General features: G+C 45.5%; 19 protein-coding genes and 1 tRNA gene. 11 read left to right on the plus strand and 9 right to left on the minus strand.

Going from position 1 to position 22025, the window contains the following annotated elements:
• Positions 1-48 precede the first annotated feature (48 nt).
• Positions 49-1311 (plus strand): inorganic phosphate transporter, encoded by a 1263-nt coding sequence (locus AB4138_RS00500; protein WP_017062916.1) that lies wholly within the window; start codon positions 49-51, stop codon positions 1309-1311.
• Between the two features lie 205 nt (positions 1312-1516).
• Positions 1517-2128 carry a TIGR04211 family SH3 domain-containing protein gene (locus AB4138_RS00505; protein ID WP_017062917.1) on the plus strand — a complete coding sequence of 204 codons (612 nt, stop codon included), beginning with the start codon at positions 1517-1519 and terminating at the stop codon, positions 2126-2128.
• Positions 2129-2233: 105 nt separating this feature from the next.
• Here AB4138_RS00505 and AB4138_RS00510 read toward each other — a convergent pair whose 3' ends face one another.
• Positions 2234-3226, minus strand: a complete 993-nt coding sequence (locus tag AB4138_RS00510) for a general secretion pathway protein GspB (RefSeq protein WP_372304647.1) — start codon at positions 3224-3226, stop codon at positions 2234-2236.
• Entirely contained in the window at positions 3226-4896 is a 1671-nt protein-coding gene (locus AB4138_RS00515) for an AAA family ATPase (protein WP_372304649.1), read from the minus strand. The genes AB4138_RS00510 and AB4138_RS00515 overlap by 1 nt, the downstream gene beginning before the upstream one ends.
• Positions 4897-4932: 36 nt before the next feature.
• On the opposite strand from AB4138_RS00515, the gene AB4138_RS00520 reads away from it, so the two are divergent.
• Positions 4933-6249: a multifunctional CCA addition/repair protein gene (locus AB4138_RS00520; protein WP_102321465.1), complete on the plus strand. Its 1317-nt coding sequence runs from the start codon at positions 4933-4935 to the stop codon at positions 6247-6249.
• A gap of 91 nt (positions 6250-6340) precedes the next feature.
• Here the strand turns inward: AB4138_RS00520 and AB4138_RS00525 are convergent, their stop codons facing one another.
• Genes AB4138_RS00525 through folB form a run of 3 tightly spaced genes read right to left on the minus strand, consistent with a single transcriptional unit; the run spans position 6341 to position 7998 of the window.
• Entirely contained in the window at positions 6341-7144 is an 804-nt protein-coding gene (locus tag AB4138_RS00525; RefSeq protein WP_010434624.1) for an undecaprenyl-diphosphate phosphatase, read from the minus strand.
• A gap of 15 nt (positions 7145-7159) precedes the next feature.
• Positions 7160-7642: a 2-amino-4-hydroxy-6-hydroxymethyldihydropteridine diphosphokinase gene (gene folK, locus AB4138_RS00530; protein ID WP_017062921.1), complete on the minus strand. Its 483-nt coding sequence runs from the start codon at positions 7640-7642 to the stop codon at positions 7160-7162.
• Complete coding sequence (gene folB, locus AB4138_RS00535) at positions 7639-7998, minus strand: dihydroneopterin aldolase (RefSeq protein WP_017061412.1); 360 nt, start codon at positions 7996-7998, stop codon at positions 7639-7641. Before folB ends, folK begins: the two co-directional genes overlap by 4 nt.
• Before the next feature lie 138 nt (positions 7999-8136).
• Between folB and plsY the strand changes: the two genes are divergently transcribed.
• Complete coding sequence (plsY, locus tag AB4138_RS00540) at positions 8137-8733, plus strand: glycerol-3-phosphate 1-O-acyltransferase PlsY (protein WP_009847793.1); 597 nt, start codon at positions 8137-8139, stop codon at positions 8731-8733.
• Positions 8734-8825: 92 nt separating this feature from the next.
• Here the strand turns inward: plsY and AB4138_RS00545 are convergent, their stop codons facing one another.
• Both AB4138_RS00545 and tsaD read right to left on the minus strand, forming a co-directional pair.
• Positions 8826-9641: an alpha/beta fold hydrolase gene (locus AB4138_RS00545; RefSeq protein WP_017061411.1), complete on the minus strand. Its 816-nt coding sequence runs from the start codon at positions 9639-9641 to the stop codon at positions 8826-8828.
• 106 nt (positions 9642-9747) lie between these two features.
• Positions 9748-10764 (minus strand): tRNA (adenosine(37)-N6)-threonylcarbamoyltransferase complex transferase subunit TsaD, encoded by a 1017-nt coding sequence (tsaD, locus tag AB4138_RS00550; protein WP_372304652.1) that lies wholly within the window; start codon positions 10762-10764, stop codon positions 9748-9750.
• Between the two features lie 257 nt (positions 10765-11021).
• Here tsaD and rpsU point away from each other — a divergent pair, with 257 nt between their 5' ends.
• The 6 genes from rpsU (at position 11022) to AB4138_RS00580 (ending at position 17233) form a co-directional block, all read left to right on the plus strand.
• The gene (gene rpsU, locus AB4138_RS00555; RefSeq protein WP_004396009.1) at positions 11022-11237 is read left to right on the plus strand and encodes a 30S ribosomal protein S21; all 216 of its coding nucleotides are present in this window, start codon (positions 11022-11024) and stop codon (positions 11235-11237) included.
• Between the two features lie 25 nt (positions 11238-11262).
• Positions 11263-11706 carry a GatB/YqeY domain-containing protein gene (locus AB4138_RS00560; protein WP_017061409.1) on the plus strand — a complete coding sequence of 148 codons (444 nt, stop codon included), beginning with the start codon at positions 11263-11265 and terminating at the stop codon, positions 11704-11706.
• 119 nt (positions 11707-11825) lie between these two features.
• Entirely contained in the window at positions 11826-13577 is a 1752-nt protein-coding gene (dnaG, locus tag AB4138_RS00565; protein ID WP_017061408.1) for a DNA primase, read from the plus strand.
• A gap of 99 nt (positions 13578-13676) precedes the next feature.
• The gene (rpoD, locus tag AB4138_RS00570; RefSeq protein ID WP_017061407.1) at positions 13677-15521 is read left to right on the plus strand and encodes an RNA polymerase sigma factor RpoD; all 1845 of its coding nucleotides are present in this window, start codon (positions 13677-13679) and stop codon (positions 15519-15521) included.
• Between the two features lie 163 nt (positions 15522-15684).
• A tRNA-Ile gene (locus tag AB4138_RS00575) sits at positions 15685-15760 on the plus strand.
• Between the two features lie 204 nt (positions 15761-15964).
• Complete coding sequence (locus AB4138_RS00580; protein ID WP_136973934.1) at positions 15965-17233, plus strand: O-acetylhomoserine aminocarboxypropyltransferase/cysteine synthase family protein; 1269 nt, start codon at positions 15965-15967, stop codon at positions 17231-17233.
• Between the two features lie 102 nt (positions 17234-17335).
• Here AB4138_RS00580 and glmS read toward each other — a convergent pair whose 3' ends face one another.
• Together glmS and AB4138_RS00590 are read right to left on the minus strand one after the other, a co-directional pair.
• Positions 17336-19168 carry a glutamine--fructose-6-phosphate transaminase (isomerizing) gene (gene glmS / locus AB4138_RS00585; RefSeq protein WP_372304654.1) on the minus strand — a complete coding sequence of 611 codons (1833 nt, stop codon included), beginning with the start codon at positions 19166-19168 and terminating at the stop codon, positions 17336-17338.
• A 107-nt stretch (positions 19169-19275) separates the two neighbouring features.
• Positions 19276-20046, minus strand: coding sequence for a DeoR/GlpR family DNA-binding transcription regulator (locus AB4138_RS00590; RefSeq protein ID WP_017061404.1), 771 nt, complete (start codon positions 20044-20046; stop codon positions 19276-19278).
• Positions 20047-20475: 429 nt separating this feature from the next.
• Here AB4138_RS00590 and pykF point away from each other — a divergent pair, with 429 nt between their 5' ends.
• Entirely contained in the window at positions 20476-21888 is a 1413-nt protein-coding gene (pykF, locus tag AB4138_RS00595) for a pyruvate kinase PykF (RefSeq protein ID WP_017061403.1), read from the plus strand.
• The last annotated feature ends 137 nt before the right edge of the window (positions 21889-22025 follow it).

Below are 22025 nucleotides of genomic sequence, written 5' to 3' on the forward strand. Positions count from 1 at the left end.
TTTGCGTCTAAATTTGTTCCGCTTGTTATCAAACAACTAGGTATTACGATGGATATCCTTGCTAACTACGGCACTGTCCTGATTATTGTTGCAGCAGCTTTCGGTTTCTTGATGGCTATTGGTATTGGTGCAAATGACGTTGCGAACGCAATGGGCACCTCTGTAGGCTCTAAAGCTTTAACCGTTAAACAAGCGATCATTATCGCAATGATCTTTGAATTCGCAGGTGCTTACCTTGCGGGCGGCGAAGTAACAGACACGATCCGTAAAGGTGTTATCGAAACGTCTCTATTCGCTCATCAACCAGATGTACTTGTGTACGGCATGATGTCAGCACTTCTTGCTGCGGGTACATGGCTACTTCTCGCTTCTTACATGGGCTGGCCGGTTTCTACGACTCACTCAATCATCGGTGCAATCATCGGCTTCGCTTGTGTGTCTGTAGGTACTGAAGCGGTAGACTGGAACAGCGTTCAAGGCATTGTGGGCAGTTGGATTATCACACCGGTTATTTCCGGTTTCTTCGCTTACGTCATATTTGTAAGTGCTCAACGACTGATTTTTGATACAGAGAACCCGCTATTTAACGCGAAACGCTTTGTACCGGTATACATGTTCATTACAACAATGGTAATTGCACTTGTAACCATCAAGAAAGGCCTTAAGCACGTTGGTCTTCACCTAAGCAACACTGAAGCATGGGTTTGGGCTGCTGGCGTTTCTGCGCTTGTAATGATCGGCGGTTACCTATACATCCAGAAGAAATTCGCTAACCGCGAAGAAGACCACGGCTTTGCAGGTGTTGAAGGCATCTTCTCTGTACTCATGGTTATCACAGCTTGTGCGATGGCATTTGCACACGGTTCAAACGACGTTGCGAACGCGATTGGTCCACTGTCTGCTGTTGTATCAACCGTTGAGCACATGGGTGAAATCACAGGTAAGAGTACTATCGCATGGTGGATTCTTCCTCTAGGTGGATTCGGTATCGTTGTTGGTCTTGCAACAATGGGTCATAAAGTAATGGCAACCGTTGGTACTGGTATTACAGAACTAACACCAAGCCGTGGCTTTGCTGCACAACTTGCAACTGCATGTACGGTTGTACTAGCTTCAGGTACTGGCCTTCCAATCTCTACTACACAAACACTCGTTGGTGCTGTTTTAGGTGTTGGTTTTGCTCGTGGTATCGCAGCACTAAACTTAGGCGTTGTACGTAATATCGTGGCTTCTTGGATTGTGACACTACCTGCAGGTGCTCTACTTGCTGTTGTGTTCTTCTACGGAATTCAAGCTGCGTTTACTATGTAATCGCGACTGCGTTAGTGAATACTAGCGTCAGAACAGTGTGAGCTTCAGTAACGATATGTAAATGCCATGTCATTATTGACTCAAACGCACAGAAAGGGAGGCTTTGCCTCCCTTCTTTGTTGCACCGCATAAAGAAACTAAATATTATTTGCTGATTGAGGCTGACTCATACGCCTACCCAATTTGAATCGTTAAGGGATTTACTGTGAAAAAACTGATTAGCTTAGTTTTGTTCGCAATGCTTGCGGCTCCAGCTGCCTTTGCACAAGACCGTTATATTGCTGACAAACTATTTACTTATATGCATTCTGGCCCAAACAACACATTCCGTATCATCGGTAGTGTTGATGCTGGTGAAAAGATTACATTCCTACAAACTAACAAGAGTACGGGTTACACCCAAATTCAAGACAACCGTGGCCGTAAAGGTTGGGTTGAAAGCAAGTTTGTAAGCACTCAAGAAAGCATGGCACTGCGTATGCCTAAGCTAGAGAAAGAGCTGACGGAAGTTAAAGGCAAGCTAGCGAATGCTCGTCAGAGTGCTGACAGCGAAAAAGCTGGCCTAGCAAGCTCTCTAGATTCTCGTAACAAGCAGATTGCTGAACTAGAACAGAACTACAGTGAAATTAGCCAACAGCTAACGAGTTCTCAAACAGAGAACCGTGAACTGCGCGCTAAGCTAGACACTCAAAAAGACGACCTACTATTGAAGTACTTCATGTACGGTGGTGGTGTTGCGGGTATTGGTCTACTTCTAGGCCTTGTTCTGCCACACATCATGCCTCGTCGCAGAAAATCACCAAACGGTTGGGCGTAGACTTAACGCTTGTATCAGGTACAGTAAATTCAGTATCGAATATCAAAAAGGAGCACCGAGGTGCTCCTTTTTATTTGTCTGTTATCTAAATACGTATAGAAATCGCTAACCTTTCCACTCGTACAGAGCCGGGATTTCTATCTTCTGTTGATTGAACTCTATGATCACTGATTGTGGCTTAATCTCTAGTAATTGAATGTCTTGTCCAATCCAATCTCCTTGCGCCACTTCTTGGCCGTTCACTTTTACCCAACGTTTGGTCTCGCTGCTCGAGTACATATGAGTTTGTAGGTCTAACTTAGGAAGGACTCCTGATAAGCTATTGGTGTGCGTTTCCAACTCAATAACCTGAGAGCCTCTTTGCCCTGCGGGTCTAGAGTCCATCGGCTCAGGAGTGCTTTGTTGCTCCCCCATAATGGATTCAAGCTTCAATGCCAAATCAGGTGGCAACTCACTGAGGTCTAGCCCTTGCAGCAGATCACTGTCCGATTGTAAGTCACTAGTTGATTGCTGATCAGTGCTTGATTGCAGAGCAGTCGTTTCATCACTCGCGCCTGGCTGAACGGATGACGATTCAGAACTGGCTGTCATTTGAGTGTTGTTATCAGCATTAGCGAAGATCACTGCTGAGCCACCAGCGGTGTTTGCACGATTAGCGCCAGAATCAATCTGTGCATACATCTCTTGGCGTGGCAATGCTTTCAACGGTTGGCTCGCCGGTGCAGGGCGAACGGTGAACAAGGCATCTTCTTCCTCAGACACGGCATCCATGCTTGCTATGTCAGCATCCGCAATTTCAGGCTCAATGTCTGATTCAGTTTTAAATTCTGGCAGAGCGACATTGGCCGCTTGGTTCACGGCTTCTTGTTGTTGGATATACGATTGATAAGCCAAGACGCCACCCACCAACAAAGAAGGAACCAAGATTAAGAGTAGCCCCATCGCTAACGATGAACCTCGCTTGTTGCTCATCCCTTTTGCAGAATTAGGAACATGATGATTCTGGTAGCCTTTGAAGCTTGGTTTGCTAAGAGAGTGCTGATTAATAGAAGATGGCTTGTGAGACGGCTGTTTAAGTTCGTGCATAATACGTGACATTAGCTTTCGCCCCCTTCTAGTGACATCAGCTTAGGCGAATCGAGTTGAGCTAATCTCTGCAATCTTGCTAAGGTGCGCTTACCTGCAATGCCATCAACAGACATACCTTGCCACGTTTGAAATGCTTCGATTTTCATTTTTAACTCATAATCAAATACATCACTACCGGAAACAACCTCTCCTAATACTTCAGAAAGCAGTAGATCAAGCAAAGCAACCGCTTCACCTTGATAGCCCTCTTTAAGGGTCTCTCGCAGCGGCTGCTTCCAAATAGCGACGTAATCGCCTTGCCAGATTTGCTCTAAGGATTGCTTCGGCATCACCAACAGCTTTTCATTAACCAGCAACTCGACAGAATCCTTAGACACGCCATACAGCACAGCAAACACTGGTTTTTGGTCTATGTCGAGATTAAGTACCACAGGAACACCAAGTTCTAACAAGGTATCCAAACTGGCCTGCTGCTGCTCACACACAAAAACACTTTGTGGCTCACTTAAGCACAATCCATCACGCAGTGAAGATTGATATCCCCACAGCGTATACAAGTCTTTGATAGCGAGAGAACGATTGGTCCCCTGTATCAAATGTTGTTGAATGTGTTGTGGCAATTCAAACTTGGCAGGTTTTGGCTCAGCAACCAACTTAGGAACATCTGATACCAAAGAACGCTGAGTACGTGCTAACACTTCCGTCTTTGCTTCATTTGATGCATCCGTAGGCAACCAAGCATTGATATAGCTTGGAGCGAAGTTAAAGGTCGCTATTGCAAGACCAACGCTTAACGTCGCAATCCCTGCGTATTGGAATAACTTAGGCGCGACACGAGAAGTTAGAGCTTTCTCGACGTGATACACATCGGCCTGAAAGGACATAACCTGCTGACACGCTCGGTTAACCGTTTCATTGCTCGGTAGCTGCTCACCGTCATGAAAAGCCAACTGCAGTGCTTTATCACACACCAAGTTAATGAGCCTTGGAATACCATGCGTATATTGAGCAATCAGCTTGATAGAACGGTTCGAAAACAACATCTGCTCGCCACCCGCCGTCTCCAAACGAAACGCGATGTACTTGCCCGTTTCTTCGGTATTAAGAGGCAGTAAGTGATAACGACCAGTAATGCGCTGTGCTAGCTGACGTAGCTGCGTGGTTTGTAAGTGCTGTTGTAATTCCGGCTGGCCGACCAACAGTACTTTTAACAGCTTACGATTGTCGGTTTCCAAGTTTGTTAGAAGGCGTAACTGCTCCAACACATCGGCAGCGAGGTGTTGGGCTTCATCGATCACCAATAGGGTTTGAATGCCTTCGGCATGGCTATCAAGTAGAAAATAATGAATAGCCTGACTGAGCTGTTTCAACGATGCTTGTTCTGGGTACTCGACCTCAAACTCATCGCAGATAGCTTCTAGTAAATCCGTATTTGAAAACGTAGGGTTAAGTATAAGGCCAGCCTGAGTATGACTATCCAATGAAGACAACATCGCCTTAGCGACCGTTGTTTTCCCTGTACCAACCTCACCAGTAAGCATCGCAAAGCCCCCACCCTCGCCTAAACCGGCTTGTAGGTTCTGCATCGCTTCTTGATGGCGCTGACTCAAAAACAAGTAGCGAGAATTTGGTACAATCGAAAATGGCATCTCAACGAAGCCAAAATATTCCTTATACATGTGCTGCCCTATAATTACGATTAATGGAAAGTACCATTGCTTGCAGTAAAGTCCAGCAGTGATAAAACATTTCGAGGTGATAAGTTGCAAATTTACGATAGCCTACCAAAAGACAACGGGCTACAACGCTATCTAGTCGGTGGAGCAGTGCGCGATAAGCTGCTCAATATTGATAGTTATGATAGAGATTGGGTCGTGGTAGGGAGTACCCCTCAAGAGATGGAAAACCTTGGCTTTACTGCTGTGGGAAAAGATTTCCCGGTATTCTTGCACCCAAAAACCAAAGAAGAGCACGCACTGGCTCGCACTGAGAGAAAATCAGGCTCTGGTTACACAGGCTTCGAATGTTACTTCGCGCCAGACGTGAGTTTGGAAGAAGACCTGATGCGTCGAGATCTGACCATCAACGCTATAGCTCAAGATGATAAAGGCCAACTTCACGATCCTTATCATGGCCAGAAAGATCTCTCGGATCGTATCTTAAGACACGTTTCAGACGCTTTTGTTGAAGACCCTCTTCGTGTACTGCGTGTGGCTCGCTTCGCCGCCAAGCTTCACCATCTTAACTTCACGGTTGCACCTGAAACCATGGATATGATGAGTGAGATCGTCCAATCTGGTGAACTGGCACACCTTACTGCAGAGCGAGTTTGGCAAGAGTGGCATAAGTCTCTTAGTACACCGCACCCTGAAGTGTTCCTCTCTGTATTGAAAGAGTGTGGTGCATTGGCAGTCGTATTACCTGAGATTGACGCTCTATTTGGCGTCCCTCAACCTGAAAAATGGCACCCTGAAATCGACACGGGTATTCACACTCTGATGGTTGCTCAGCAAGCCGCACTATTAAGCCCATCGCTACCGGTACGCTTTGCAGCTCAAGTGCATGACTTAGGTAAAGGCGTCACACCACAAGCTGAATGGCCAAGCCATAAAATGCACTGCCACACAGGTGTTAAGATAATCAAGAAACTGTGTGAGCGAGTGAGAGTGCCCAATGAGTTCAGAGACCTTGCGTTGTTAGTGTGCGAGCAACATTCTAATATCCACCGCGCAGGCGAGCTCAAACCAACCACCTTTCTCAAGGTTCTCAACAAGTTCGATGTTTGGCGTAAGCCAGATAGGTTCGACGATATACTACTTTGCTGCCAGGCCGACCACGCAGGCCGAAAAGGATTAGAAGATCAGCCTTATCCTCAAAAAGCGCGCTTTGAAGTCGCCTACCAAGCGGCGCTTCAAGTCGAAGTAAAAGCGATCATTATCGATGGTTTTAAAGGCAAAGATATTCGAGAAGAACAAGAGAAACGCAGAGCCATCGCAATTGAAAACGCCCTATCAGAACTCGCTAGCAGTTAATCGTCGCCGCTCTACCTAAAACGTATAAAAAGCCCGCAGTTAAGCGGGCCTTTTGTTTCAATTCTTACAGCGAGACCGTTGCCTGTGTCTGTTACTGCATCATTAAGAAAGCAAACAGACCACAACCTAGAATCAGGCGGTAGATAACGAACGGTGTCATGCCCATACGAGAGATAAGCTTCAAGAAGAAGTGGATACAGATGTAAGCACTGATGAAAGACACCGCAACGCCCGTTAGCAAAGTGCCAACATGGATTGGATCACCGCTTGTCACCAACTTAAGACCTAAATAACCACCAGCCAGAGTGATGATTGGGATAGACATCAAGAAAGAGAATCGAGCCGCCGCTTCACGTGTGAAACCAAGGTAAAGCGCCGCGGTAATGGTTGCGCCAGAACGAGACGTGCCCGGAATGATCGCCATTGCTTGAGCAAGACCAATAAACAGCGCCTTTTTCCAACCCGCTTGGTATTCGTCATCGCGCAGGCTTGAGTTCTTGTCCACCCACCATAACAATAGACCAAAGATAATCGTTGTCGTCGCGATCACCCACGCACTGCGTAAGTAAAGCTCAACAATATCTTTCATCAACAAGCCAAAGATACACGCAGGAATCGTCGCGAGAATGATCATCCACGCTAACTTCGCTTCTTTACTACGATCGCCTTTAAACACTGAACCAAAGAATGCGCTCAACAGAGAGACCACTTCTTTACGGAAATAGATAACAACAGCTGCCAAAGTACCAACGTGGACAGCGACATCAAAAGCCAAACCTTGATCTTCCCAGCCTAAAACAGCTGAAGGAAGGATTAGGTGTGCAGAACTGGAAATAGGTAAAAACTCTGTAAAGCCTTGCACCAACGCCAATATAAACGCTTCAAAATAACTCATTACTTACCTTAAAAATTATAGTTTTATATCTACGACAGAGAGCGAGTCTAATTGCTGCATCTTCTGCCATATTTCACTGACGGTTCTTCCGTCTTGCGGGATCACTCGCGCAGGACAAAGATCATAAAGCGGCTGTGTTACAAAAGGATATTTGTAGATATCACTGCGTGGTAATTCTGGTTCACACTCAGAAACCTCCTCTCCAAACAGCACAATATCAAGATCGAGTTTTCGATCTTGTAGTTTGTGCGCATCTTGAGAGCGACCCCATTTAAACTCAATTTTACGCAGCTGCTGTGAAAATTCAGTCAATGAGAGTGACGTGTCGAGCTCTATCACAAAGTTATAAAACGGATGGCTATTAAAACCGACGGGCTCACAGTGATAGATTTTAGAGCATTTAAGGTTAGTCCCTAACGATTGAAGCTCTGTCCATGCCACCCTTGCATGCTTGTCGCGGTCTATGTTCGTGCCAACACCAACATAGGCTACTGTCATGCTTGACCTCGTTCGATGATCACACCAACGGCTTTTGCTTGTGGCACTGCGCCAGGTTTAGCCAATCGGATTTTAATCCACGGCACAGAGAACTGAGTCATAATAAGCTCTGCGACTTCTTCAGCAACACGTTCTACGAGTAGAAAACGGCCATTTGCAATGTGCTCAAGTACTGCAGTGCTCACTTTCGAATAATCCAAAGCATCAACCACATCATCACTCTTGCCTGCTGGGCGGTTGTCATGAGCCATTTCAATATCAAGCACCAGTTTCTGTTTGATCTCTTGCTCCCAATCGTAAACACCGATCGTTGTAATTACTTCTAGCTGCTCAATGAAAACTTTATCCAGTGCCATGACTTGTCCTTTTAGAGGTCGGATACCCAAATTGGGGAAAAAAACGTATTATTTGCGTAATTCGAGATATGATATCAATTACTCTTGGATTGAGCATTATTTTCCCATCGTTAGGCGTATAACCGTTAAAGGACAGACATGACCCCATTGGCACTTATCATGATCATTGCTGCCTACTTACTAGGTTCAATCTCTAGTGCGGTCTTGATATGCCGAGTTTTGAGGCTCCCAGATCCTCGAACAGTAGGTTCTAACAACCCAGGAGCAACCAATGTCCTGCGTGTTGGCGGTAAAGGCGCAGCAGCTGCCGTCCTTTTGTGTGACATGCTGAAAGGCACTATCCCTGTCTGGCTTGGCTACTACCTCAAGATCGACCCAATCATTCTTGGGGTTGTGGCAATTGCGGCGTGTCTTGGCCATATGTATCCGATCTTCTTCCACTTCAAAGGTGGTAAAGGCGTGGCAACCGCACTTGGCGCTATCGCCCCAATAGGATTCGATCTAACCGGAATGATCATGGCGACTTGGTTAGTGGTCGCGTTTTTGTTTCGTTACTCTTCTTTAGCGGCACTGGTTACTGTGCTACTTGCCCCTTTCTACGCTTGGTTAGTCAAACCTCAATACACATTGCCAGTAGCCATGCTGTGCTGTTTGATCGTGTTACGTCACCACCAGAATATCCGCCGCCTACTCGATGGCAGCGAACCAAAACTCGGACAAAAAAAATCGGCTTAAACTGTCACGTCTAAGCCGAACTATTTTTAAACCGAGATGCGTTTAAACCGACGTAAGTATAAGTCGAACAACACTATTCAGTATTTAAGAACTTACAGCAGATGTTTATCTAAAAACGTCTTCAGCATTGTGTTCACAAACTCTGGTTGCTCTAACGAGCTAATATGACCTGCGCCAGGAATCACCACTAATTCACTGCCCGTAATGCAATCGTGCATTAGGTATGACTCAAGTACCGGACGTGGTTTATCTTCTTGTCCTACAGCAATCAAAACAGGCAGAGCAAAGTTCTCTACCGATTCAATCATATCGCGACGTCCAAACACCATTCGACCAATTCGTGCCACTTCTTCAGCGTTGTCGCCCTCAAGAGCTGATAACTGCTGAGTAAAACCTTCAACTAAAGCTGGCGTGTTGGTTTGCGTATCATTAGCGAAGAACAGTGGAACAACCGCTTCAACAATTGGCTGAGGAACCGTCTTGGTTTGAGTGATGGTATCTAACATGCTGAAGTACTTTGCGTGAGCAACTTCTGGTTCTAAACCCACAAAAGTATCCATTAGAACCAAAGACTTAATACGTGCAGGTGCAAGTTCCGCTAACTCAGTCCCCCACATACCGCCAACCGATAAGCCAACCACTGAGAATTCTTCGATCTCTAAATGATCAAGCAGAGCCAAAACGTGCTGAGCGTAATCTTTCAAGTTACGCATCGAAGTGGGTGCTGCTTGAGATTCACCATGAGACCAAAGCTCTGGAACAATACAGCGATACTGAGTTTTTAACGCTTCGATCTGCGGCTTCCACATTGCACTATCCCAAAGGTAGCTGTGGCCGAGTACAACAACAGGACCTTGACCTTCATCTAGGTACGCCATCGATTGATTGTCTACTGTGAACTTGTTCATTTTCTTCCCTAATCTCTATCAGCAATTATTTATCGACATACAGTCGGTAAGCTAGGATATAAAAACGGCCGCACAAGGCGACCGTTTATCGAAACACTATAGTCAATTACGCAATTGGCTCTAGCTGGTCAATAGGCCAACGCGGTGTGGCATGAACAGACAAATCAGCCGTTTCGCCATTCTTCAGGCGCTGCATGCCCGCATAAGCGATCATCGCACCGTTATCTGTACAGAATTCTGTGCGTGGGTAGTACACCTCACCACCGACTTTCTTGGCAAGAGCTTCAAGCTCAACGCGCAGTTGTTTGTTGGCACTTACACCGCCAGCAATCACTATACGTTTCATACCCGTTTCTACCAAGGCGCGCTTACACTTGATTACTAAGGTTGCACAAACAGCTTCTTGGAATGCGTAAGCAATATCAGCACGAGTCTGGTCATCATTATCGTTATCACGAATGGTATTCGCTGCAAACGTCTTCAGACCAGAAAAGCTCATATCTAGACCCGGACGATCGGTCATTGGACGCGGGAACTTAAAACGACCCGGAGCGCCTTTTTCCGCCAAGCGAGATAGCAATGGGCCACCAGGGTAATCTAAGCCCATCAGTTTCGCGGTTTTATCAAACGCTTCACCCGCTGCATCATCAATCGATTCACCAAGGATTCGGTATTCACCAATACCTTTCACTTCTACCATCATAGTATGGCCGCCAGAAACCAGCAGAGCCACAAATGGGAATGGAGGTGGATTGTCTTCTAACATTGGCGCAAGAAGGTGACCTTCCATATGGTGGACAGGCACAGCAGGCACGCCCCACGCATAAGCAATACTGCGACCAATCGTTGCACCAACCAGTAGAGCGCCCACTAAACCAGGGCCAGCGGTATAAGCCACACCATCAATGTCTTTCGACGTTAGGTTCGCTTCAGCTAATGCCGCTTTAATAAGAGGAATTGTTTTTTTCACGTGGTCACGTGAAGCTAGCTCAGGCACCACACCACCGTAATCGGCGTGCAGCTTTACTTGGCTATATAATTGATGAGAAAGCAGCCCTTGCTCATCATCATAAATTGCGATTCCTGTTTCATCACAAGAGGTTTCAATACCAATAATGCGCATAATTTTCTCGGCACGCTTCGTCTAAAATGGGAAATTAGCGCAATATTACCCTGCCTAAGCTCTTCAAACAAATATTGTACAGACTATAATCGACAAAGTGCTTTACAAAGCCACTGTGATCGGATTAAAATTCCGCACCATTTTTGATCAAGCTGGTTAATGGCCAAACGCGAATAGAGAGTTAGCTCGATGGGTAACTTCTCTGATTTGGTACTGAGTAGCCAGCGATAATGAATAACCCCTGAGGTGAAAGGCATATGCCAATAGTTAAAGTACGTGAAAACGAACCGTTCGACGTTGCACTACGTCGTTTCAAGCGCTCTTGTGAAAAAGCAGGTATCCTTTCTGAAGTTCGCCGTCGCGAGCACTACGAAAAGCCAACTACAGTTCGCAAACGCGCTAAAGCAGCAGCTCAAAAGCGTCACGCTAAGAAGCTAGCTCGCGAAAACGCACGTCGCGTTCGCCTGTACTAATAACTTAATCCATAAGGACTGAGTTATGGCTCTTATTGAACAACTCAAAGAAGAGCAAAAATTAGCGATGAAAGCCAAGGACAAACCGCGCCTTGGCACTATCCGCTTAGCTCTTTCAGCAATTAAGCAACGTGAAGTTGACGAACGGATCACTCTGAACGACGACGACATTCTTGCTGTATTAGTTAAAATGGTTAAGCAACGTCGCGATTCTGTTGCTCAATATGAATCAGCAAATCGTCAAGATCTTGCTGACGTGGAAAAAGCAGAAATTACGGTACTTGAAGGCTTTATGCCTCAACCGCTAAGTGATGAAGAAGTTATTGCACTACTTGATAGCGCAATCGCCGAAGCTCAACCAGCGGGCATGCAAGACATGGGTAAAGTAATGGCTATCTTGAAACCACAAATTCAAGGGCGTGCAGATATGGGTAAAGTTAGTGGTTTAGTTCGTTCTAAACTCGCTTAATCCCAAATCAAATTGCAACAAGCCGTGCAATCCTTCGGAACGCACGGCTTGTTTGTATCTGTAACCTATTCAAACTATTATTATCCACACTCTCAGTTAGTGCATTTTTCTAAGGTTTTATGGCAGGACACATCCCGCGTAGTTTCATCGATGATCTCCTAGCGCGTCTCGACATTGTCGACATTGTGGACGCACGCGTGAAACTTAAGAAAAAAGGCAAAAACTATGGTGCTTGTTGCCCATTCCACAACGAAAAGACCCCTTCTTTTAGCGTAAGCCAAGAAAAACAGTTTTATCACTGCTTTGGTTGTGGCGTACACGGTAATGCTATCGACTTCATTATGGAGTTCGAACGTCTCGATTTTGTTGAAGCTATTGAAGAGCTTGCCTCTTTCTTAGGCCTCGATGTTCCTAGAGAGCAGCGCAGCGGCGAGATATCAACAGCACCAAGAGCCAACAGCGAACAAAAACGTAACCTCTACGATTTGATGGGCGGCATCAGTAATTTTTACCGCTCTCAATTGAAAATATCAGCCAACAAACCTGCGATTGATTACCTAAAGAATCGTGGCCTTTCGGGCGAGATCGTCCAGAAGTTTGGTATTGGTTATGTGGCCGATGAGTGGGACTTAGTTCGTAAGAACTTTGGCCAACAGAAAGAAGCCCAAGACATGCTCGTGACTGGCGGCATGCTAATTGAGAACGATAAAGGTAACCGATACGACCGATTCCGTGGACGCGTAATGTTCCCAATTCGTGATCGTCGTGGCCGTGTGATTGGTTTTGGTGGTCGTGTATTAGAAGACGGCACACCAAAATACCTCAACTCACCAGAAACGCCTATCTTCCATAAAGGTAAAGAGCTTTACGGCCTTTATGAAGTGCTGCAAGCCTACCGTGAACCGCCGCAAATACTTGTGGTTGAAGGTTACATGGATGTCGTGGCATTAGCGCAATATGGTGTTGATTACTCAGTAGCATCACTGGGCACCTCGACAACCGGCGACCATGTTCAAATGTTGTTCCGTCAAACCAGCACTGTGGTTTGTTGTTACGATGGTGACCGAGCAGGTAAAGAGGCCGCATGGCGCGCACTAGAAAACGCACTTGAGTATCTCAAAACCGGTAACACGCTTAAGTTTCTGTTCTTGCCCGACGGTGAAGACCCAGACAGCTATATTAGAGAGCATGGCAAAGCCGCTTTTGAACAGCTGGTCCACAATGCGACGCCGCTTTCGACCTATTTGTTCGATAACCTGATTGAAATACACAAGTTAAACTTGGGAACAACCGAAGGGAAATCAGCACTGCGTGCACACGCCAGCGCCTTGATTAATAAAATCCCTGACAGTTACTTCCAAGAATTGCTCGAAAAACTGCTCGATGAGCGAACTGGATTTGATAACCAATTGAGACGTGCGCGTGTTCATACACAGAACCCGACACCTCAACCACATAAAGAGCTGAAGCGCACTCCAATGCGTGAAGTTATCGCTTTGCTTATCCAAAATCCGAGCTATGCTGATATGGTACCGGATTTATCAAGTGTCAAAGGCTTACAGTTGCCCGGACTAAGTTTATTCGTCGAAGTACTTGATAAATGCCACGAGCATCCCCATATCAACACAGGCCAATTATTAGAGCATTGGCGACACAATAAACATGAGGCTCTTCTGTCTCGTCTCGCGAGCTGGGAAATCCCCCTCGACGAAGACAATCAAGAAGACATATTTTTAGACTCATTGGACAACATACTTGCCCAGTGCGTTGAAAAACAAATTGAAAACCTGCAGGCCAAAGCAAGAAGCGTCGGTTTATCAGCCGAAGAAAAAAGGGAGCTACTAGCTTTAATGCTAGATCTAAAAGCGTAACCCTGTTTGATTAGTCAGCATTTAATAAATTTGTTAACATAATTGGTTTGCATTTGAGAATGCAACGTCCTTCACCAGACCTGAAGTTGGATATCATCTATGGATCAAAATCCGCAGTCACAGCTAAAATTACTTGTTATTAAAGGCAAGGAACAAGGCTATCTGACCTACGCCGAAGTAAACGACCACCTACCTGCAGAAATCGTGGATTCTGAACAGGTAGAAGACATCATTCAAATGATTAACGACATGGGTATCAAGGTAGTTGAAACTGCACCTGATGCTGATGATCTAGCACTTAATGATGACGATGCCAATATAGATGAAGATGCAGCCGAAGCTGCAGCTGCTGCGCTTTCAAGCGTAGAAAGCGAGATTGGCCGTACTACTGACCCAGTTCGTATGTACATGCGTGAAATGGGTACAGTTGAACTACTGACTCGTGAAGGCGAAATCGACATTGCGAAGCGTATTGAAGATGGTATCAATACAGTTCAACTATCGGTTGCTGAGTACCCAGGCACTATTCCATACATCTTGGAACAGTTTGACCGCGTACAAGCAGAAGAGATTCGCTTAACAGACCTAATCAATGGCTTTGTTGACCCAGACGACGATGGCACAGCTGCGCCAACGGCGACTCACATCGGTTCAGAACTTGCTGAAACTGATCTGGAAGACGAAGACAAAGAAGACGCAGAAGACGACGAGGAAGAGGAAGAAGAAGATACAGGTATCGATCCTGAACTTGCTCTTGAGAAGTTCACAGCACTTCGTACTAGCTACCAGAATCGTCAACTAGCGATCAACGAGTACGGCCATGAAAGCCCGAAAGCAACGCTTGCAACGACAATGATGCAAGACGTATTCAAAGAGTTCCGTCTAACACCAAAACAGTTTGATTACCTAGTAAACGAACTGCGTAACTCTATGGATCGCGTACGTACTCAAGAACGCCTAATCATGCGTCAAACGGTTGAGTACGGCAAAATGCCGAAGAAATCTTTCATTGCTCTATTTACTGGCAACGAATCTAGCGAAGCATGGTTGGATGAAGTTCTTGCTTCAGACAAGCCATACGCAGAAAAGATTAAACGTAACGAGCACGACATCCGTCGCTCTATCCAAAAGCTGGATATGATCGAACGTGAAACGTCTCTTACTGTTCAAAGCATCAAAGATATCAGCCGTCGCATGTCTATCGGTGAAGCGAAAGCTCGTCGTGCGAAGAAAGAGATGGTTGAAGCGAACTTACGTCTAGTAATCTCGATTGCTAAGAAGTACACAAACCGTGGTCTACAATTCCTGGATCTAATCCAAGAAGGTAACATCGGTCTGATGAAAGCGGTAGATAAGTTTGAATACCGTCGTGGTTACAAGTTCTCTACTTACGCTACTTGGTGGATCCGTCAAGCAATCACTCGTTCGATTGCCGACCAAGCTCGTACTATCCGTATTCCGGTTCACATGATCGAAACGATCAACAAACTAAACCGTATCTCTCGTCAAATGCTACAAGAGATGGGTCGTGAACCACTTCCGGAAGAACTGGCTGAACGCATGCAAATGCCTGAAGACAAGATCCGTAAAGTACTGAAAATCGCTAAAGAGCCAATCTCAATGGAGACACCAATCGGTGACGACGAAGATTCGCACCTAGGTGATTTCATCGAGGATACAACGCTAGAACTACCTCTAGACTCTGCAACGGCAACCAGCCTACGCGGTGCAACTAAAGACGTTCTTGCAGGCCTAACACCTCGTGAAGCTAAAGTACTGCGTATGCGTTTCGGTATCGACATGAACACTGACCACACTCTTGAAGAGGTTGGTAAACAGTTCGACGTAACTCGTGAACGTATCCGTCAGATCGAAGCAAAAGCACTGCGTAAACTTCGTCACCCAAGCCGCTCAGAAACTCTGCGTAGCTTCCTAGACGAGTAATCGCACACTCAAGTGTGGTTAGCTTTTAAGCATAAATAAGAAAAGGTGAGCGTTGGCTCACCTTTTTTTTATCTGTGTGATTTAAGTGGCTAAGATGTAAGCGGAATTGCCCCTTATAGTGTCTAGACACCATTGAACGCTTCCCCTATAATCTATGCCCTACGGCCCCTTAGCTCAGTGGTTAGAGCGCACGACTCATAATCGTTCGGTCCCCAGTTCAAATCTGGGAGGGGCCACCAAATTAGAAAAGCCAGAACAGTTCATGCTGCTCTGGCTTTTTGCTTTTCTAAATCTGTACAACTTACGCCCTGCATTTCCTAACCAATAACGAATCATCCCGCACACAATTCCAATTGCCTCTCTGTGACTAAACATACTTTTCTTTTATAAAAAAATCGGCAATATGAGTGTACACAAATCATTCAATAGTTCAGGGAAGAAACATGAAAGACGAAACACTCTCGATTCACTTCGGCTACGAAACTGATCCAACAACCAAATCGGTTGCCACACCTATTTACCAAACCGTCGCTTACGAATTCGATGACGCACAACATGGCGCCGACCTGTTTAACCTTGCGGTGCCAGGTAATATCTACACTCGCATAATGAACCCAACCAATGATGTGTTAGAAAAACGCATGGCCGCCTTAGAAGGAGGTATCGCAGGCTTAGTGGTAAGTGCGGGCAGTGCTGCGATCAACTATGCGATTCAGACGTTGGCGCAAATCGGTGACAACATTGTTTCAACACCTCAGCTTTACGGTGGTACTTACACCCTATTTGCTCATATGCTGCCAAACCAAGGGATCGAAGTTCGTTTTGCTAAAGACGATAAACCAGAAAGCTTAGCGGCACTGATTGACGAAAAAACCAAGGCGGTTTACTGCGAAAGTATCGGTAACCCAGCAGGTAATATTATCGACTTAGAGCGTGTTGCTGAACTTGCTCACGCACAAGGTGTACCTGTGATTGTTGATAACACGGTGGCGACGCCTGTACTGTGTAAACCTATCGATTTTGGTGCTGACATCGTGGTGCACTCACTAACTAAATACGTGGGTGGTCACGGTACAACGTTAGGTGGCGTGATTGTCGACTCAGGTAAATTCCCATGGGCACAGCACAAGGACCGCTTCCCTGTGTTTAATCAGCCAGAGCCTTCTTATCATGGCGTGGTTTATACCGAGGCCTTTGGTGAGGCTGCGTTTATTGGTCGTGCTAGAACGGTTCCCCTACGTAATACAGGTGCAGCACTGTCACCAATGAATGCTTTCATGTTGATGCAAGGTTTGGAGACGTTGTCGCTACGCATGGAGCGACACACAGAGAATGCCTTGAAAGTAGCGGAATACCTCAAGCAACACGAGAAAGTCAGTTGGGTAAGTTACGCTGGCCTGCCTGATTCAGAATTCTATCCACTCGCTGAAAAGTACATGCAAGGTAAGCCATCGGCCATTCTATCTTTTGGTTTAAAAGACGGTTATGAAGCCGGTGTTCGCTTCTATGATGCACTGCAAATCTTCAAGCGCTTAGTTAACATTGGCGATGCGAAATCTCTCGCTTGTCACCCAGCTTCGACGACACACCGTCAACTAAGCGAAGCTGAACAGAAACAAGCCGGTGTATCACCGGAGATGATTCGCCTATCAGTAGGTATCGAGCACATTGACGATATCTTGGCTGACCTAGAGCAAGCACTGAGCGCTTAATGACGCTACAGCTAGCTCTAACACTGATCGTTAACTAACAGACATAAAAAAGCCCATCACAGGATGGGCTTCTTATTATCTATATCTTAGGTAAGCTGTCGATTACTCAACTGTTACCGCTTTCGCTAGGTTACGAGGTTGGTCAACGTCGGTACCTTTTATTAGTGCGACATGGTAAGACAGCAGCTGCATCGGTACTGTGTAGTAGATAGGCGCTGTTACTTCACTTACGTGAGGCATCTTGATGATCTTCATGTTCTCATCGCTTTCAAAGCCCGCATCTTCATCAGCGAATACGTAAAGTAGACCGCCACGAGCACGCACTTCTTCAACGTTCGATTTCAGCTTCTCTAGCAAGTCGTTGCTTGGTGCAATAACGACTACAGGCATATCTGCATCGATAAGAGCCAAAGGACCGTGCTTAAGCTCACCAGCTGCGTATGCTTCTGCGTGGATGTAAGAGATCTCTTTCAGTTTAAGAGACGCTTCCATCGCGATTGGGTAGAACTCACCACGACCCAAGAACAGTGTGTGATGCTTATCAGCAAAATCAGGTGCCAGTGCTTCAATTTCTTTATCGAACGCTAATGCTTTCTCGATATCAGCAGGCAGTTGGTGAAGTGCTTGAACGATTTCCGCTTCTTTTTCTTCATTGATACGACCTTGTAGACGACCAATTGACGTTACCATCATCAGCATCGCTGCTAGTTGAGTTGTGAAAGCTTTAGTAGAAGCAACACCGATCTCTGTTCCTGCGCGAGTCATGAAGGCAAAATCAGATTCACGAACCAGTGAAGAACCCGCAACGTTACAGATAGTCATTGCAGACATATAACCCTTCTCTTTTGCAAGACGAAGTGCAGCAAGCGTATCCGCCGTTTCACCAGATTGAGACAGAGTCACCAATAGGCTGTTCGGACGAACAACGAAATCACGGTAACGGAATTCAGAAGCAATCTCTACGTCACAGCTTACGCCAGCTAGAGATTCAAACCAGTAACGCGCTGCCATGCCTGAGTTGTAAGACGTACCACATGCGATGATCTGCACGTGTTCAACCTTGCTTAGGATCTCTTCAGCTTTAACGCCGATCGCGTTAGTGATAACCGAAGTGTCAGAGGTACGGCCTTCCATTGTATTGATCAGCGCTGTTGGCTGCTCGAAGATCTCTTTCTGCATGAAGTGGCGGTATTGACCTTTGTCACCTGCGTCGTGTTCAGCGTTTGACTCAACGATTTCACGCTCAACACGCTCACCCGCTACATCAAATACCGTAACATCACGACGAGTTACCTCAGCAACATCACCTTCTTCTAGGTACATGAAGCGACGAGTTACGCTCAGTAGCGCCAGTTGATCAGAAGCAAGGAAGTTCTCGCCGACACCAAAACCGATAACGATCGGGCTACCAGAACGAGCTACAACGATACGGCTAGGATCTTTACGATCAACCGCAACCGTGCCGTACGCACCGTCTAATTGTTTTGCTGTTTTCTGTAGCGCTTCAACCAAAGAAGCTGAAGTGCGAAGTTCCCACTCAACTAAGTGAGCAATAACTTCTGTATCCGTTTGTGAAGTAAATACGTAACCACGCTCTTGCAGCATAGCGCGCAGTGCTTCGTGGTTTTCGATAATGCCATTGTGTACAACGGCAATATCACCAGACATGTGTGGGTGTGCGTTCGCTTCAGACGGCTCACCGTGTGTCGCCCAACGTGTATGAGCGATACCTGTACCACCAATCACTTGTTGCTCTTCTACTGCGTCAGCTAGCTCTTGTACTTTACCTAGGCGGCGTACACGAGTTAGGTTAGATTCAGTATCGACTACAGCGACACCAGCTGAATCGTAGCCACGGTATTCTAGACGACGAAGGCCTTCTACTAAAATTTCAGCTACATCACGCTGTGCTACTGCACCAACAATTCCACACATAGTTTCACTCCATCAATTTTGTTTTATTCCTATTGGCAGCAAGCAAAGGCCAAATCTTCATTAAGATCAATTATAGGAAGGTAAATGCATAATACTTAAATTTGTTTTTACGCTGGATCGGTCAGGATCACTCGAACATCATGTGATTCGATACTTGCTTTGGATTCTTCGCCTAAGTCTGTATCGGTAATTAAGATGTCAATGTGTTCCCATGCCAGCTCTAAGTTCGGGATCTTTCGTCCCACCTTTTCCGACTCAACCATCACGATCACTTCTCGTGACACTTCAGCCATTACTTTGCTCAGGCCAACCAGTTCGTTAAACGTGGTTGTGCCTCTATCGAGGTCGATACCATCAGCCCCAATAAATAGTTGGTCAAAATCGTAAGCACGAAGTACCGACTCTGCAACTTTGCCTTGGAAAGAGTCCGAATGGGTATCCCAAGTGCCGCCAGTCATTAATAACGTCGGCTCGCTTTCAAGCTCATTAAGCGCATTAGCAACGTGCAATGAGTTGGTCATAACAACCAAGCCACGCTTAGCATTAAGCTGCTGAATTAGAGCACCGGTCGTACTGCCACTATCGATCACGATGCGGTTATGGTCGCGAATTAAATCTGCAGCGGCTTTTGCCAATGAAATCTTTCGAGTCGAAACTTGTTGACCCAGTTCTTCGTTGACAACCTCTTTCGGTAACGAAATCGCACCACCATAACGGCGTAAAAGCTGACCGTTTTTCTCTAAAGACGCCAAGTCCTTTCTAATAGTGACTTCTGAGGTTTCGAACTTAGCGGATAATTCATCAACACTAACCTCCCCTTTTTCATTCACTAGGTTAGAAATTGCATGTCTTCTGAGCTGGGTGTTTCGTTTCGACATTTAAAAAAGGCCATTAAGTTTCGATATGAAACATATTATAGTTACAACGAAACTATTTAGTCCATTTATTTTGATCCAAAAAATTAATAAATAGCGATAAAACCTTGTCCTAAGACAATTGTTAAGCAGTGATATTGAACTCATTAGGTGGTAGAATCCGCACCCGAAAAGAAAAAAAATTACAAAACTGACTGTTATTTTTTTGCAACTTACCCCCTATATAGTGGGGTAAGTCACAGAAAACCGATATTGAATCAAAATCTTTTAGTCATAAAATGACTAAAATTGATGAAAGACTTACAACTCTGAAGGACATATTGGAAGTCCCGCGCTTTTACACAACAGGCACAAAATGTTGATGTAGCGGACCAATCTTCAGAACTTAAATAAATTTCAAATTGTAACAATACTTACCGGAGAGTACCTTCCATGAAAAAGACCAAAATCGTATGTACGATTGGCCCTAAAACTGAATCTGTAGAGAAGCTAACTGAACTAGTAGATGCTGGCATGAACGTTATGCGTCTTAACTTCTCTCACGGTGATTTCGCAGAGCACGGCACTCGTATCGCGAACTTCCGTAAAGTAATGGAAAACAAAGGTGAGCAACTTGCTATCCTTCTAGATACTAAAGGTCCAGAAATCCGTACTATCAAACTTGAAGATGGTAACGACGTAGATCTAGTAGCTGGTCAAGAGTTCACTTTCACAACTGACGCAACAGTTGTTGGTAACAAAGACGTAGTAGCAGTAACTTACCTAGGTTTCGCTAAAGACCTAACAGCAGGTAACACTATCCTTGTTGATGACGGCCTAATCGAAATGGAAGTTATCGCAACAACAGAAACTGAAGTTAAGTGTAAAGTTCTTAACAACGGTGCTCTAGGCGAAAACAAAGGTGTTAACCTTCCTGGCGTTTCTGTTCAACTTCCTGCTCTTTCTGAGAAAGACAAAGCTGACCTTAAGTTTGGTTGTGAGCAAGGCGTAGATTTCGTTGCTGCTTCTTTCATCCGTAAAGAAGAAGACGTTAAAGAAATCCGTGAGCTTCTAAACGCTAACGGCGGCGAGAACATCCACATCATTTCTAAGATTGAAAACCAAGAAGGTGTAGATAACTTCGATTCAATCCTTGAAGCTTCTGACGGCATCATGGTTGCTCGTGGTGACCTAGGTGTTGAAATCCCAGCTGAAGAAGTAATCTTCGCTCAGAAGATGATGATCGAGAAGTGTAACCGTGCACGTAAGATGGTTATCACTGCAACTCAAATGCTTGACTCTATGATCAGCAACCCACGTCCAACTCGTGCTGAAGCGGGTGACGTTGCGAACGCAATCATGGATGGTACTGATGCAGTAATGCTTTCTGGTGAAACTGCTAAAGGTAAGTACCCAGTTGAAGCTGTTACTATCATGGCTCAAATCGCGAACCGTACTGATTCAGCTCTTAAAGCTGAGCTAGGTTCTCGTCTAGACAGCCCACGTCTACGCATCACTGAAGCAGTATGTAAAGGCGCTGTAGACACAGCAGAGAAGCTAGCTGCTCCTCTAATCGTTGTTGCAACTGAAGGCGGTAAATCTGCACGTTCAGTACGTAAGTACTTCCCAACTGCAAACATCCTAGCTCTAACAACTAACGAAAAGACAGCTGCACAGCTAGTTCTTACTAAAGGTGTTAAGCCAGTTCTTGTTGACTCTATCGAGAACACAGACGCGTTCTACATCAACGGTAAAGAAATCGCTCTACAATCTGGCCTAGGTAACAAAGGCGACATCGTAGTTATGGTTTCTGGTGCTCTAGTAGCTTCTGGTACTACAAACACGGCATCTGTTCACGTTCTATAAGAATGAACCGATTCGCATAAAATATAAAAGAGGGCTTCGGCCCTCTTTTTTTATGAAACAAAATCTTGCCTAACTTTTCAGTACGCTGTATTATCAATCACAATAGAACTACGTACTGTTAACCTCCAACTGACTCT

Source organism: Vibrio sp. 10N.286.52.C3, assembly GCF_041468865.1.
GTDB lineage: Bacteria > Pseudomonadota > Gammaproteobacteria > Enterobacterales > Vibrionaceae > Vibrio > Vibrio crassostreae_C.